This is a genomic window from Pseudonocardia lutea, assembly GCF_042658055.1.
GTDB classification, from domain to species: Bacteria; Actinomycetota; Actinomycetes; order Mycobacteriales; family Pseudonocardiaceae; genus Pseudonocardia; species Pseudonocardia lutea.
In genome coordinates this window covers 16,534-30,868 of the sequence record NZ_JBHSQK010000050.1, presented here as the reverse complement: position 1 = coordinate 30,868, position 14,335 = coordinate 16,534, and the positions used below count along the sequence as shown (strand labels likewise).

The following is a 14,335-nucleotide window of genomic DNA, read 5'->3' as shown; positions in this document are numbered from 1 at the left end:
CGCGTGCCGGGTCTCGGCGCCACGTGCTGGAATGCCGCCATGCCGGCCCAGGACCATCCCAAGGTGCAGAAGGTGATCGCGGCGCTGCGCGAGGGCGGCGCCGCGGAGGAGCACGTCGAGCGCATGCAGGTGCTGCCCGACGCGGTCACCACGGCCGCCGCGGCCGCGGAGGCGCTCGGCGTCGAGGTCGGCGCGATCGCCAACTCCCTCGTGTTCGACGCCGACGGCGAGCCGCTCCTCGTCCTCACGTCCGGCGCGCACCGGGTCGACACGGCGAAGGTGGCGCAGTTGGTCGGTGTCGCGGCGGTGCGCCGGGCGAAGCCGGACTTCGTGGCCGCGGCGACCGGCCAGGCGATCGGCGGGATCGCGCCCGTCGGGCACCCGGCGCCGCTGCGCACGCTCGTGGATCACGCGCTCGAGGACCACGAGGAGGTCTGGGCGGCCGGCGGTATCGCGCACGCGGTGTTCCCGACGACCTTCGCCGAGCTCGTCGCGGTCACGGGTGGGACGCCCGCGGACGTCGCGTGAGCAGACCGCTCCCGCCGAAGCCCACAGCGCAGGTCCGGAAGCTCAGAACTCCCGACTCGCGGGGGCTCGAGGCGTCAGGGGCGGAGGCGCTCCCAGATCCGCCGCCACGGCTTCCCGCTCGTCCCGCCGCGGGTGGTGCCGTTGCGGCCGAGGATCGCGAGTGCCTCGTCGGCGTTCGGGCGGGCCGCCGGGTCCTCCTGGCGCAGGGCCGCGACCAGCGAGGACAGCGGTTCCTCGGTGGCGCCGGCGAAGGCCAGCGTCGCGCCGAGCCCCCACATGTCCGCGGCGGGCGTCGCGGGGCCGCCCGCCGCCCGCTCCGGCGCGAGGACCCCGTGCGGGCCGAGCTGCCCGTGCAGCGACACCCCGGCCTCCTCCGCCGCCCGGGCGAGGCCGACGTCGGCCAGCGCGATGCGGCCGTCGTCGCCGAGGACCACGGACCCGGGACGCACCGCGCCGTGCACGAGCTGCCGGTGGTGCGCGGCGCGCAGCGTGCGGAGCAGCACGCGGGCCAGGTCCGCCGCGTCGTGGGCGGCGAGCGGGCCGCCCGAGGCGACGTGCTCGGACAACCGGTTCCCCGTGACGAGCTCGGTGACCACGTGGTCGATCCCGCAGTCCGAGAGGACGTCGTGCACCGCGAGCAGACCCGGGTCGGCGAGCGCGCCGATCCTGCGGGCCTCCCGGAGCAGCCGCTCGCGGAACTGCGCGTGCTCGGCCGGGGTCATGCCGGGCACGTGCAGCTCCTGCACCGCCAGCAGGCGCCCGGTCAGCCGGTCCTCGGCACGCCAGACCGGGCCGAGCAGCCCCGCACCCAGCCCGTCGAGGACGACGTAGCGCCCCCCGATGAGACGGCTCGGGATCACGGCGGACCGAACCGGACGGTGACGGGGGCGTGGTCGGACCACCGCGCGTCGTAGCTCGGGGCGCGCTCGACGGCGGCGTGGTCGGCACGGGCGGCGAGCCCGGGCGTGGCGAGGACGTGGTCGATGCGCCAGCCGGCGTCGTTGTCGAAGGCCCGGCCGCGGTAGGACCACCAGGTGTAGGGCCCGTCGACGCCCGGGTGCACGGCGCGGACCACGTCGGTCCAGCCGCTCGCGCACAGCGCCGCGATCCACTCGCGCTCGTGCGGGAGGAACCCGGAGTGCGCGAGGTTGCCCCTCCAGTTGCGGATGTCGGCCTCGGCGGGGGCGATGTTGAAGTCCCCGGCCACGACCATCTCCCGGCCGTCGGCCAGCGCCTTCTCCCGCCGCTCGGCGAGGTGGGTGGCGAGGGCGGCGAGGAAGCGGTCCTTCTCCTCCTGCCTGGGTGTGCCGGCGCTGCCCTTCGGCAGGTAGAGCGAGGCGACGGTCAGCTCGGGCAGGTCGACCTCGACGTAGCGGCCGGCCCCGTCGAACTCGGCCGCACCGATCCCGGTCCGCACGGCGACGGGCGCCTCCCGGCTGAGCACCGCCACGCCGTTGCGTCCCTTGGCGGCGGCCGGTTCGAGGGTCAGGTGCCATCCGGCGGTCGCCGCGAGGAACCCGGCGGGCAGGTCGACGGGCAGGGCGCGCGTCTCCTGCAGGCACACGACGTCCGCCTCGGTGGCGGCGAGCCAGTCCAGGAACCCCTTCGTCGACGCGGCCCGTACACCGTTGACGTTCACGGAGCTGACGGTCGGCACGACTACAGCTTCCCGCTGCCGCCCGCCCTATGCGCGGCCGGTCTCAGCACGTGCTCCCCGCCGTCGCGGCCAGCCGCTCGTTGACCGCCCAGCGGTTGTCGCCGACGAGCTTGCGGAAGCCGTTCTCGATCACGCCGCGCTCGGCGTCGACCAGCTGGCCCGCGCGCAGGGTGTCGACGGGCTCGAACTGGGTGCTGGCGCTGCGGTAGACGTCGAGCGGGGCGCTGCCCTGCACCTCCATCACGCAGCCGGTCTCGCCGGTGGTGCCGGTGCCGCGGAAGACGAGCGCGACCACCGCGAGGACGGTGCCGGCGACCAGCACGAACGCCCAGCCCTTGAAGGACGACGCCTCCAGCTTGGGCACCTTGAACCTCGGCCCCAGCGCCATGACCCCTCCCCGTGACGACCCGTGGGCTCACCGTAGCGGAGCGGCCGGACGTTCCGGGGGATGTGACGTGCGACGTCGGGTACCCCGGCTCGGACCTCGGCACGCACCAGGACAGGCGTACGGGATAGCGTGTCGGGCGGGGAGCGGCGTGCTCCTGTCGTACGGAGCCCACCAGGCGACACGTTTGCGAGGCGCGAAGCAGCGATGAAGGTCATCTACACCTATACCGACGAGGCGCCGGCCCTGGCGACGCACTCCTTCCTGCCGGTCGTCGAGGCCTACGCCGGCAAGGCCGGGGTCGACGTCGAGACCCGCGACATCTCCCTGGCGGGCCGCATCCTCGCGCAGTTCCCGGACCGGCTGACGGACGAGCAGCGGGTGCCCGACGCGCTGGGCGAGCTCGGCGAGCTGGCCAGGACGCCCGAGGCGAACATCATCAAGCTGCCGAACATCTCGGCGTCGATCCCGCAGCTCAAGGCCGCGATCAAGGAGCTGCAGGCCGCCGGCTACGCGGTGCCGGACTACCCCGAGGACCCGCAGACGGACGAGGAGAAGGCCGCCCGCGCCGCCTACGACGCCGTCAAGGGCTCCGCGGTCAACCCGGTGTTGCGCGAGGGCAACTCGGACCGCCGCGCCCCGGCGTCGGTCAAGAACTTCGCCAAGAAGCACCCGCACTCGATGGGCGCCTGGTCGCAGGACTCGAAGTCGCACGTCGCGACCATGTCGGACGGCGACTTCCGGCACTCCGAGAGGTCGGTGACGATCCCGGCCGGCACCACCCTGACGATCGAGCACACCGCGGCGGACGGCACCCGGACCGTCCTGAAGGAGGGCCTGAAGGTCCTCGAGGGCGAGGTCGTCGACGCCGCGGTGATGAGCGCGTCGGCACTCAACACCTTCCTCGCGGAGCAGGTCGCCGACGCCGCCGACAAGGGCGTGCTGTTCTCGGTGCACCTCAAGGCCACGATGATGAAGGTGTCGGACCCGATCCTGTTCGGGCACGCGGTGCGGGCCTACTTCTCCGACGTCTTCGCGCAGTACGGCGAGGACCTCGCCTCGGTCGGCGCGAACCCCAACGACGGCCTCGCCTCCATCCTCACCGCGCTGGAGAAGCTGCCCGCCGAGAAGCGGAAGGCCATCGAGGACGCCATCACCGCCGGCTACTCCGCCGGGCCGCGGCTGGCCATGGTCGACTCCTCGCGCGGCATCACCAACCTGCACGTCCCGTCCGACGTGATCATCGACGCGTCGATGCCGGCCGCGATCCGCTCGTCGGGCCAGATGTGGAACGCCGACGACGCCCAGCAGGACACCAAGTTCGTCATCCCGGACTCCTCGTACGCGCCGCTGTACGCGGAGACCGTCGAGTTCTGCAAGGAGCACGGCGCCTTCGACCCGACGACCATGGGCACCACCCCCAACGTGGGCCTGATGGCGCAGAAGGCCGAGGAGTACGGCTCGCACGACAAGACCTTCGAGATCCAGGCGGCCGGCACCGTACGCGTCGTCGACGCCGACGGCACCGCGCTGCTCGAGCACCAGGTCGAGGCCGGCGACATCTGGCGCGCCTGCCAGACCAAGGACGCGCCGATCCGCAACTGGGTCGAGCTCGCCGTGTCGCGGGCCCGGGCCACCGGCTGGCCGGCGGTGTTCTGGCTGGACGAGACCCGCGCGCACGACGCCGAGCTGATCAAGAAGGTGAAGTCGCAGCTCGCCGAGCTGGACACCGAGGGCCTGACGATCGAGATCCTCCCGGTCGCCGAGGCCACCCGCTACACCCTCAAGCGCGCCAAGGCGGGCGAGGACACGATCTCGGTCACCGGCAACGTGCTGCGCGACTACCTCACCGACCTCTTCCCGATCCTCGAGCTCGGGACCAGCGCGAAGATGCTCTCGATCGTCCCGCTGATGAACGGCGGCGGGCTGTTCGAGACCGGTGCCGGCGGCTCCGCCCCGAAGCACGTTCAGCAGCTGGTCAAGGAGAACCACCTGCGGTGGGACTCGCTCGGCGAGTTCCTCGCGCTGGCCGTGTCGCTGGAGTTCCTGGCCGACGCCACGGACAACGCGCGCGCCCGGGTGCTCGGCAGGACGCTCGACGCGGCCACCGGCACGCTGCTCGAGACGGGCAGGTCGCCCTCGCGCAAGGTGGGCGAGCTCGACAACCGCGGCAGCCACTTCTACATCGCGCTCTACTGGGCGCAGGAGCTGGCGCGGCAGACCGAGGACGCGGACCTCGCCGCGATCTTCGCGCCGCTCGCCGAGAAGCTGGCCGCGGCCGAGGAGACCATCGTCGGTGAGCTCAACGGCGTGCAGGGCGAGCCGGTCGACCTCGGCGGCTACTACTACGTCGACAGGACGAAGACCGACTCGGTCATGCGTCCCTCGTCGACGCTGAACGAGGCGCTCGCGAGCTTCTGACCTCGTACGCTCCGGGTTCGCCCCGGGTGGTGCACGAACGGCACTCTCGTGCGGTCGGTCCGCACGAGAGTGCCGTTCCTGCAGTCAGGTGCTGGCGACGCCGGGGATGCGCCCGTCGCGGAAGGCGTCGACGAAGCGCGCGTGGTCCTCGCGGACCTGGGCGGCGTAGGAGTGGGCGAAGTCGGTGACCCACTCGACGAACTCGTCCTCCCGGTCCCCGACCACGTGGGTGATCGCCTCCTCCGTCTGGAAGTCGACGATCGAGTCGTCGGCGTCGGAGTCCGCGACGCAGTGCACCTTGGCGGTCGCCCGGCCCAGGTACTCCACGACCGGGCCGATCTCGTCGGGCTCGGTGAGCTCCGACCAGTCCAGGTCGGACTCGTACGGCGAGATCTCGCTGACGACGAAACCCACGCCGTCGAGGTCGGTCCAGCCGAGGTGCCGGTCGGCGTGGGCCTGCAGGGCGCGCTGCGACAACACGGTGCGGTGCCCGTGGTGGTGGAAGACCGAGGCGACCTCCGACTCCGGTACCACGCGCGACGGCGCGGCCACGTTGCCCTGCTTCATCGACAGGACGACGTCGTTGTCCAACGCCTGGTTGTAGCCCTCGACCAGCACCGTGTACGCGGGCAGCCCCGCCGAGCCGATCCCGAAGCCGGACTTCCCGGCGACGTCCTTGATCGTGTAGGTGACGCCGGAGTTCCGCTTCGACTCGGGGATGGTGTCGAGATAGCGCTCGAAGGCGTCGCACACCCGGTCGCGCTCACCGTCGTCGAGTCGGCGGACCCCGGGACCGTCCCGCAGGACCCGGTCGAAGCCTTCGGTCTCGGTGATCGAGTCGAGCAGGGCGACGCGGGTGCTGAGCTTCGCCCGCAGCAGCGCCTCCTGCACGGGCCCGTCGCACGTGTCGAGCCGCAGGGAGAAGCTGCGGTCGTCGTCGACGTCGGTGAACGCGCGGACCTGGTCGAGGTAGGCCCGGGCGTAGTGGCCGACCAGCGCGGTGATGTCGGCGTCGGGGATCGCCTTGCGCCAGCACAGCAGCGCGAGGCTGGCGGCGAAGCGGGTGACGTCCCAGGTGAAGTGGCCGAGGTAGGCCTCGTCGAAGTCGTTGACGTCGAAGATCAACCGGCCGTCGCCGTCCATGTAGGTGCCGAAGTTCTCGGCGTGCAGGTCGCCCTGGATCCAGATCCGGCCGGTCCGCGCGTCCGCCCAGGGGTCCTCGCGCTCGGCGACGTCGGCGTAGAACAGGCAGGCGCTGCCGCGGTAGAAGGCGTACGGATCCGCCGCCATCTTCCGGAACTTCGCACGGAAGGCTGCCGGGTCGGCCGCCATGAGGTCGGAGAACGCGTCGACGAGCGTGTCGACGATCCGCTCGCTCCGGTCCGTCTCCCGAGGTGACATGGCGGGAACCTAGCCCACGGTCAGCGATCCCCGGGTGATCGTGAGCGCGAGCAGGAGCACGGCGATGCCGAAGACCGTGTAGCAGACGACGTCGACCACCCGGCCGCGGATCGCCAGCAGCCCGGCCCGCGCGGGCGGCAGCACACCGCGCAGCACGGCCGCGACCAGCAGGGACCCGCCCAGCAGCGCCGAGCCCTGGCGCCAGTGCTCGGTGAGCGCCTGGACCATCCCCGTCAGCGCGATCAGCAGCACCAGCAGCAACGCGCCGTGGACCTCGAGCCAGCGGCGGACGCCGTGGCGCTCGTGCGCGGCCGGCGGTGCCGCCGGAACCGGGCCGGTGCCCGGGGAACTCCCCGGCGCGGTGGGGGACGTCGGGGCGGCCGGCGCGCGCGGTGGCGGCGCGGACGACGGTCCCGGCGGTGCGGAGCCCGGGACCGGTTGCGGCGCAGAGGACGGTGCCGACAGCGGGCTCGGCGGCGGTGCGACCTGCGGTGCCGGTGATGGCGCCGCCTGCGGCGCAGCCGGTGCGGCCGGCGGCGTCGACGGTGGCGCAGTGTGCGGGGGTGGTGGCGCATTGTGCGGTGGCGGCAGCGGGGCGACGCGGGCGGGCGCCGAGCGGGGCGGCGGGGGGCCCGGCGTGGGCCGGCGGAGCGGGGCGGTCGGCTCGTCGTCCGGCGACGGCACGTCCGGCAGGTCGCCCCGGAGATGGTCGCCGCCGCTCACGCGGCCATCCTCGCAGAGGCGGTCCGGGGCGCGGTGTCCCCGGCCCGGCGCAACCCGCCCCACCCTTTCGTGGCCCGTTCCGACGGTCAGCTGACCTGGTGGTTCCGGGGCGCGTCGCGAAGGTCGAGGTCGCGTTCCCTCCCTTCGGAGGGTCCGCTGCCGCTGTGACGCCTCGCACAATCCCCTTGCCGGCGTCCAGGGACTCCCCAGCCGGCCCCACTCGAGGAGGAGCAGCGTCATGAGCGTGGAAAGCGACGTGCAGGCGGGGGCGCATGCCGCTGCCGAGCCCCGGGCGGTCGCCGCCCCGGCGCCCGACCCGGCCCTGCTGGGCCTGATCACCTTCCTGCCCTCCGGCGTCACCCTGGGGCTCTGGTTCCTCGGGTACCTGGACACCGCCACCCTCCCCGGCGGCATGATCCCGAGCGTCTCGCTCTCCGCCGGGCTCTTCCTGCTGATCGCCTCCGCGTGGGCGGCCCGGGTGGCGGCCAACGCAGTGGCGGCGATCTTCGGCGTGTTCTCCGCCTTCTGGCTCAGCTTCGGGCTGCTGCTCGCCGGGCTCACGAGCGGTTGGTGGGGCGTGACCGACGCGGCCGGCGCGGCGAGTGTGCAGCGGACCTACCTGCTGTCCTTCACACTGGTGTTCATCCTGCTCACGCTGGCGACGCTGCGCCTGCCGCTGGCCTTCACCGCGGGATTCGTGTTCGTGGACATCACCTTCGTGCTGGCGTTCCTCGGGGTGAGCACCGGCAACACCGGCCTCCTCCCGATCGCCGGGATCACCACGCTGGTCTTCTGCGCGATCTTCGCCTACATCCTGTTCGACGGCTTCGGCCAGGACCTGGGCGGCCGGCCGCTGCCGATGGGCACCCCGCTGGTCAAGTAGCGCAACCGGGCGCACGCCGTACCCGCCGGGCCCGGTCGTCTCGTCCGAGACGGCCGGGCCCCGCCGTGTCCGGACCGTGTCCCGGCCGTGTCCACACCGTGTCCCCCGTCCCGAGATCGGCCGTGCCGTCGCAGGTCAACGGCATGTTGTGTCAGATTGAGAAACCACGACCGACCGATGTGGACGTCAATGGATGTGACGGAGCACACTCCTCGCCCGCGCCGCTGGACGCTCCGCGCCCGGATGCCCCATCAGTCTGGAGCGTGACATGACCACTGAGCACGGACTGTCCGAACCCGCCCTCGACCCGGCGGGCGCCGCCGGCCCCGCGGCGCCCGCCGCCCCGCCCGCACCCACCGGCAACCCGGCGCTGCTCGGGCTGCCCGCCTTCCTCGTCGGCGGGATCGGCCTGACGCTGTACCTGTTCGGCTACCTGCCGGCGGCGGCCGTGGGCACCCTCGTGCCGATGACGCTGCTGGTCTCCGGCCTCGGCCTGCTCGTGGCCGGTGTCTGGGCCATCCGGATCGGGCAGGGGGCGGTGGGGGCGATCTTCACCGTGTTCGCGACCTTCTGGCTGAGCTACGGCTACCTCGTCCTCTCGTTGGTCAACGACTGGCTGAAGATCCCGGCGGAGAACGCCGCCGCCGCCCAGGGGACCTTCCTGATCGCCTGGCTCGCGGTCTTCGCCGTGCTCACCCTGGCCACGCTGCGCCTGCCGCTGGCCTTCACCGCGCTGTTCGCCCTGGTCACGATCACCGTGGCGCTGGTCCTCGTGGCCACCCTGAACGGCTCGACCGGTCTGCTCACCATCGCGGGGATCACCGCGGCCCTGTTCTGCCTCACCGCGGTCTACATCTTCGTGGACGGCATGACGCAGGAGCTGGGCGGCCGGGCCCGATCGATGGGGTCGCCGCTGGTGCGCTGAGCGCGCCCCGCGCGGGGCTTCCGGTGGGCCGCCCGCTCACCGGAAGTCCCGCGACTTCACCGCGACCGTGAGCGGCAGCCGTTGCAACCGGTCCGCGACCAGGTTGAGCACGCCCTCGGGACTGCGCTCCAGCCGGCCGCGGACCAGCAACGCCGCACTGCCCAGCGCGACCGTGCGGTACCGCGCCCACAGCCCCTCCGAGCAGGTCACGTTGAGCATCCCGCTCTCGTCCTCCAGGTTCACGAACGTGACCCCGCGGGCGGTGGCGGGCCGCTGCCGATGCGTGACCAGGCCGCCGACCAGCACCCGCGGCGCCGGGTCGTCGGGGTCGAACGGATCACCCAGGTCCGCCCGTTCCCCCGCGCCCGCCCTCCGGGCCACCTCGTCCAGCCGGTCGATCCGGACCGCACCCAGCCCGTCGAGCTCCTCCCGCAGGTGCTGCAGCGGATGGCTGTCCGGGGAGACACCGGTGGCCCAGACGTCGGCGACGGTCTCCTCCACCTCCGTCATCCCCGGCAGCGCCGGTGCGGCCAGCCCGACCGCGCTGCCCGGCAGGTGCTCGGGACGCACCGCCGCGACCACCCCGGCCGCCCACAGTGCGGCCCGCCGCTCGATCCCGAAGCAGCCGAACGCTCCGGCGGTGGCCAGCGCCTCCGCCTGCGGCCCGGTCAGCCGCACCCGGCGGGCCAGGTCGGCGAGGTCCCGGTACGGGCCGCCGCGCTCCCGTTCCGCCTCGATCTCCTCGGCGAGCTCGGTGCCGACCGTGCGGATCTCGCGCAAACCGGTGCGGATCGCCCGACCTCCGGAACTCCGCTCGTCGGGTTCCAGGATCGCAGCGGCGCCGCCGAGGTTGACGTCCGGCCCGCGGACCCGCACCCCGTGCCGGCGCGCGTCGGCGACCAGGGACTGCGGGGAGTAGAAGCCCATCGGCTGGGAGTTGAGCAGCGCCGCGCAGAACGCCGCCGGGTGGTAGAGCTTGAACCAGGAGCTGTAGTAGACCAGCGACGCGAAGCTGATCGAGTGGCTCTCCGGGAAGCCGAAGTTCGAGAAGGCCAGCATCTTCTGGAAGATCGTCTCCGCGACGTCCGCCGGGATCTCCCGGGCCGCCATCCCCGCGAAGAACCGCTCCCGGAGCCGTTCCATCTTCTCGGTGGAGCGCTTGGACCCCATGGCGCGGCGCAGCTCGTCCGCGTCGGCCGCGGAGAAGCCCGCCACGTCCACCGCGATCTGCATGAGCTGCTCCTGGAACAGCGGCACCCCGAGCGTCTTCTCCAGCGCGCCCGCCAGCAGCGGGTGGTCGTACTCCCACTTCTCGAGCCCGTTGCGCCGCCGGATGTACGGGTGCACCGACCCGCCCTGGATCGGCCCGGGCCGGATCAGCGCGACCTCGACGACCAGGTCGTAGAACTCGCGCGGCTTGAGCCGGGGCAGGGTGGCCATCTGCGCGCGGGACTCGACCTGGAACACGCCCACCGAGTCGGCCCGCTGCAACATCTCGTAGACCGCCGGGTCGCTCTCGCCGAGCTCGTGCAGCTCGACCGTGCGGCCCTCGTGCTTCTCGACCAGGTCCATCATCAGGTGCAGCGCGGTGAGCATCCCCAGCCCGAGCAGGTCGAACTTGACCAGCCCGGCGGCCGCGCAGTCGTCCTTGTCCCACTGGACGACGGTCCGGTCCTCCATCCGCGCCCACTCCACCGGCACGACCTCGGACACCGGCCGGTCGCAGATCACCATGCCGCCGGAGTGGATCCCGAGGTGCCGCGGGAAGCCGAGCAGCTCGTCGGCCAGCGCCAGCACCGGCACGGGCAGGTCCTCCGGGACGGTCTCGGTGTCCAGCCCGGTCCAGCGCTCGATCCGCTTGCTCCACGCGTCCTGCTGGCCGGGCGAGAAGCCCAGCGCCTTCGCCATGTCCCGCACCGCGGAGCGGGGCCGGTAGGTGATCACATTGGCCACCTGGGCGGCGTGCGTGCGCGCGTACCGCTGGTAGACGTACTGGATCACCTCCTCGCGCCGGCCGGACTCGATGTCCAGGTCGATGTCCGGGTAGCCGTCCCGGTCCGGGGAGAGGAACCGCTCGAAGAGCAGGCCGTGGCGCACCGCGTCCACGTTGGTGATGCCCAGCGCGTAGCAGACCGCGGAGTTGGCGGCCGAGCCCCGGCCCTGGCAGAGGATCCCGGCGCGCCGGCAGAAGGCCACGATGTCGGCCACGATCAGGAAGTAGCCGGGGAAGTTCTTGGCCTCGATGATCGCCAGCTCGTGCGCCACCATGTCCGCGGCGAACCGGTTCTCCGCGTGGCTGCCGTACCGCCGCGCGACGCCCTGCCAGGTCAGCGCGCGCAGCCAGGTCGCCTCCGTCTCCCCCGTCGGGACGTCGAAGGGCGGCAGGTCCGGCGCCACCAGCTGCAGCTCGAAGGCCAGCTCCCGGCCCAGCTCCGCCGCCCGCGCCACCGCGCCCGGGTACCGCCCCTCGAAGCGGTCCGCCATCGCCGCGCCACCGCGCAGGTACGCCCCACCCGCCGCGGGCAGCCAGGGATCGGCCTCGTCGAGGCTGCGCCGGGCGCGCACCGCCGCCAGCGCCGACGCCAGCGGGAACCGGTCGGCCGTGGCGTAGTGCGCCGCGGTGGTGGCCACGGTCGCCACGCCGGCCTCGGCCGCCAGCGCGGCCAACACGTCGTTGCGCTCGGTGTCGGTGGGCAGGGCCTGGTGGGTGAGCTCGACGGCCACGTTCTCCCGGCCGAACCGCTCGACCAGCCCGCGCAGCGCCTCGGCGGCCGCCGCGGGCCCGCCCGCCCGCAACGCCTGCTGCACCGTGCCCTTGCGGCACCCGGTGAGCGCGACGACGCGGCCGCGGGTGTCCTCGACGACCTCCACCGGGTCGTACACCGGGCGGCCCTTCTCCGCCCCGCGCAGCTGCGCGGCGCTGATCGTGCGGCACAACGCCCCGTAGCCCTCCGGCCCGCGGGCGAGCAGCAGCAGGTGACTGCCCTCCGGGTCCGGCACCCCGTTCTGCGGGGCGGGCAGCCCGAGGCTCAGCTCCGCGCCGAAGACCGTGCGCACGCCAAGCTCGCGCGCGGCCTCCGCGAAGCGGACCACGCCGTGCATCCCGTCGTGGTCGGTGAGGGCGATCGCCTCGAGGCCCAGCTGGTGCGCCCGTTCGACCAGCTCCTCGGGGTGGCTCGCCCCGTCGAGGAAGCTGAAGTTGGAGTGGCAGTGCAGCTCCGCGTACGGGACGGTCGGCTCGGTGCGCTCGAGCGGGGGCGGCGCGTACGGCTCACGCTTGCGGGACCAGGCGGGCGAGTCCCCGCCGTCGGCCTCCGGGCCACCGCGCAGGCTCGACCCGGCCCGACCCGAGAGCGTGGCCTCCAGCTCCCGCCAGGTGACGTCCGGGTTGCTCCATCCCATGCCCCGGAGCGTACTCGAACATCCGTTCTAAGGGGCCGCGGCGACAGAGCTGTCCACAGGCAGGAACGGCTCGACCGCGGCGCGCACCGCAGCCTTGGGCCGGGCCCCGACGACCTGGGCGACCACCCGCCCGCCGACGTACAGGCTCAGCGTCGGCATGCCCCTCACGCCCGCCGCCGCGGCGGTCCTCGGGGAGTCGTCGACGTCCAGTGCGACGACCTCCAGCCGCCCCGCCAGCTCCGTCGCGAGCTCGGCCAGCACGGGCTTGATCATCCGACAGGGCGGGCACCAGGTGGCGGTGAAGTCGACCAGCACGGGCCCCGGCGCGCGCAGCACCCGGTCCTCGAAGGTCTCGTCGGACACGGTCTCGATCACGGTTCCTCCACCGACATCTCGCACCGGGGCTCCGGTGCGCGCTCGCGCAGCGCGGCGTGCAGCTGCGCCTCGAGCTCGGCGCGCACGGCGCCGAGCCGGGCGAGGGACGCGTCGACCTCGGCGAGCTTCTGCCGGTACACCGCGATCGAGTCGGCGCAGCTCGCACCGCTCGGATGGCCCGCGCGCAGGCACTCGACGAAGGGCCGCGTCTCCTCCAGGGACAGACCCAGCCCGACCAGCGCACGGATCTCCGCGACCGCCCGCAGGTCCTCCTCGCCGTAGGTGCGGTAGCCGTTCGCGCGGCGGCGCGCGGGCAACAGCCCGAGCTCCTCGTAGTGCCGCAACGCCCGGGGGCTCACCCCGGCCTGCTCCGCCAGCTCGCCGATCCGCATCGTCCGTCCCCTCCCGTCGGCGACGCTAGACCTTGACCCCGACGTCAACGCCAATATCGGCTGGCGCAATCACCGTTCGCCCCGGATGATCCGGGTGAGGGACCGCCGATCGGAGGGTCATGGTCGACCACCGTCACCGGGCGCGACGCGCCGGGATCATGCGCACCGGCCTCGTCGCCCTGCTCGCGGGCCTCGCCGTGGCCTGCTCCGGCACTGCGCCGATCTCGCCGTCGCCCGTGCCCTCCCCCTTCTCCGACCGGCTCGTCGCCCAGGTGACGGGGGACGGGACGTTCGCGCAGCTCACCGAGCTGCAGCGGATCGCCGACGCCCACGGCGGGAACCGGGCCACCGGGCGCCCGGGCTACGACGCGAGCGTCGACCACGTCGCCGAGGTGCTGCGCGCGGCCGGCTTCGACGTCACCACGCCGGAGTTCAGCTTCCGGGACAGGACGTACCGGAACGTGATCGCGCAGACCCGCACCGGCGATTCCGGGCAGGTCCTCCTCGCGGGCGCCCACCTGGACTCCGTCCGCGACGGTCCCGGCATCAACGACAACGGCACCGGGGTGGCCACGCTCCTCGAGATCGCGACGCGGATGACCGGCTCGCCGCCCCTCGGCCGGGCCGTCCGGTTCGCGTTCTGGGGTGCCGAGGAGCGCGACTACGAGGGTTCCCAGGGCTACGTCGACTCCCTGTCCGCGGCGGACCGCCGGGCGATCCTGCTCTACCTCAACCTGGACATGACCGGCTCGCCGAACGCGGGCTACTTCGTCCAGGGCGACGAACCCGCCACCCGCGACCTCGCGGCGCGGCTCACCGCGCTCGGCGCCGCACCGGACACCGTGAAGTTCGACGGCGGCTCGGACTACGCGCCCTTCGTGGCCGCCGGGATCCCGAGCGCGGGCCTGCTGGCGGGCGACGAGCAGGTCAAGAGCGCCGACCAGGCCGCGAAGTGGGGCGGGACCGCGGGTCAGGTCTTCGACCGCTGCTACCACGCGGCCTGCGACACCCTCACCAACGTCGACCGCGTCGCGCTGGACCGCTTCGGGGACGCCACCGCGGGCACCCTCGCGAGCCTGGCCACGTCCAGGGACTGACCGCCTCCACCGGATGACGCCGGCCGGGCCGCTCCCCAGCCCCCGACCGGCGTCATCCGGGCTGCCGGCGGCGCGGTACCGGGGGCTCCCCAGCGTCCGGTCGCGCTCGTCCGGCGGCCGTCGGGGCTCCGTCACCAGCTCCGACG

The 14,335-nt window shown here is 73.4% G+C and carries 13 protein-coding genes; 5 read left to right on the top strand and 8 right to left on the bottom strand.

All coding sequences use genetic code 11. The features are described 5' to 3' along the window. Window positions 1–39 precede the first annotated feature (39 nt). Window positions 40–528 carry a YbaK/EbsC family protein gene (locus ACFQH9_RS19905; protein ID WP_379567668.1) on the top strand — a complete coding sequence of 163 codons (489 nt, stop codon included), beginning with the start codon at window positions 40–42 and terminating at the stop codon, window positions 526–528. Window positions 529–602: 74 nt separating this feature from the next. Here ACFQH9_RS19905 and ACFQH9_RS19900 read toward each other — a convergent pair whose 3' ends face one another. From ACFQH9_RS19900 to ACFQH9_RS19890, 3 genes are all read right to left on the bottom strand, one after another. Beyond that, on the bottom strand, window positions 603–1,388 hold the full coding sequence (locus tag ACFQH9_RS19900) for a protein kinase domain-containing protein (protein ID WP_379567667.1): 786 nt from the start codon (window positions 1,386–1,388) through the stop codon (window positions 603–605). Beyond that, on the bottom strand, window positions 1,385–2,167 hold the full coding sequence (locus tag ACFQH9_RS19895; protein WP_379567666.1) for an exodeoxyribonuclease III: 783 nt from the start codon (window positions 2,165–2,167) through the stop codon (window positions 1,385–1,387). Before ACFQH9_RS19895 ends, ACFQH9_RS19900 begins: the two co-directional genes overlap by 4 nt. A gap of 61 nt (window positions 2,168–2,228) precedes the next feature. Next, window positions 2,229–2,573 carry a hypothetical protein gene (locus tag ACFQH9_RS19890; protein ID WP_379567665.1) on the bottom strand — a complete coding sequence of 115 codons (345 nt, stop codon included), beginning with the start codon at window positions 2,571–2,573 and terminating at the stop codon, window positions 2,229–2,231. A gap of 204 nt (window positions 2,574–2,777) precedes the next feature. On the opposite strand from ACFQH9_RS19890, the gene ACFQH9_RS19885 reads away from it, so the two are divergent. Further along, window positions 2,778–4,991 carry an NADP-dependent isocitrate dehydrogenase gene (locus ACFQH9_RS19885; RefSeq protein WP_379567664.1) on the top strand — a complete coding sequence of 738 codons (2,214 nt, stop codon included), beginning with the start codon at window positions 2,778–2,780 and terminating at the stop codon, window positions 4,989–4,991. Between the two features lie 84 nt (window positions 4,992–5,075). On the opposite strand, the gene ACFQH9_RS19880 is transcribed toward ACFQH9_RS19885, so the two are convergent. Beyond that, window positions 5,076–6,392, bottom strand: coding sequence for a DUF2252 domain-containing protein (locus ACFQH9_RS19880; RefSeq protein ID WP_379567663.1), 1,317 nt, complete (start codon window positions 6,390–6,392; stop codon window positions 5,076–5,078). 9 nt (window positions 6,393–6,401) lie between these two features. Continuing rightward, window positions 6,402–6,644 (bottom strand): DUF3017 domain-containing protein, encoded by a 243-nt coding sequence (locus ACFQH9_RS19875; RefSeq protein ID WP_379567678.1) that lies wholly within the window; start codon window positions 6,642–6,644, stop codon window positions 6,402–6,404. A gap of 709 nt (window positions 6,645–7,353) precedes the next feature. On the opposite strand from ACFQH9_RS19875, the gene ACFQH9_RS19870 reads away from it, so the two are divergent. After that, window positions 7,354–7,998: a GPR1/FUN34/YaaH family transporter gene (locus tag ACFQH9_RS19870; RefSeq protein WP_379567662.1), complete on the top strand. Its 645-nt coding sequence runs from the start codon at window positions 7,354–7,356 to the stop codon at window positions 7,996–7,998. 268 nt (window positions 7,999–8,266) lie between these two features. Next, window positions 8,267–8,923 carry a GPR1/FUN34/YaaH family transporter gene (locus tag ACFQH9_RS19865; RefSeq protein WP_379567661.1) on the top strand — a complete coding sequence of 219 codons (657 nt, stop codon included), beginning with the start codon at window positions 8,267–8,269 and terminating at the stop codon, window positions 8,921–8,923. A gap of 36 nt (window positions 8,924–8,959) precedes the next feature. Here ACFQH9_RS19865 and ACFQH9_RS19860 read toward each other — a convergent pair whose 3' ends face one another. Genes ACFQH9_RS19860 through ACFQH9_RS19850 form a run of 3 tightly spaced genes read right to left on the bottom strand, consistent with a single transcriptional unit; the run spans window position 8,960 to window position 13,092 of the window. After that, window positions 8,960–12,325 (bottom strand): error-prone DNA polymerase, encoded by a 3,366-nt coding sequence (locus tag ACFQH9_RS19860; protein WP_379567660.1) that lies wholly within the window; start codon window positions 12,323–12,325, stop codon window positions 8,960–8,962. 27 nt (window positions 12,326–12,352) lie between these two features. Next, window positions 12,353–12,700 carry a thioredoxin family protein gene (locus ACFQH9_RS19855; RefSeq protein ID WP_379567659.1) on the bottom strand — a complete coding sequence of 116 codons (348 nt, stop codon included), beginning with the start codon at window positions 12,698–12,700 and terminating at the stop codon, window positions 12,353–12,355. Beyond that, window positions 12,697–13,092: a MerR family transcriptional regulator gene (locus tag ACFQH9_RS19850; protein WP_379567658.1), complete on the bottom strand. Its 396-nt coding sequence runs from the start codon at window positions 13,090–13,092 to the stop codon at window positions 12,697–12,699. The genes ACFQH9_RS19855 and ACFQH9_RS19850 overlap by 4 nt, the downstream gene beginning before the upstream one ends. 119 nt (window positions 13,093–13,211) lie before the next feature. Between ACFQH9_RS19850 and ACFQH9_RS19845 the strand changes: the two genes are divergently transcribed. After that, window positions 13,212–14,189 (top strand): M28 family peptidase, encoded by a 978-nt coding sequence (locus tag ACFQH9_RS19845; RefSeq protein ID WP_379567657.1) that lies wholly within the window; start codon window positions 13,212–13,214, stop codon window positions 14,187–14,189. Window positions 14,190–14,335: the final 146 nt, after the last annotated feature.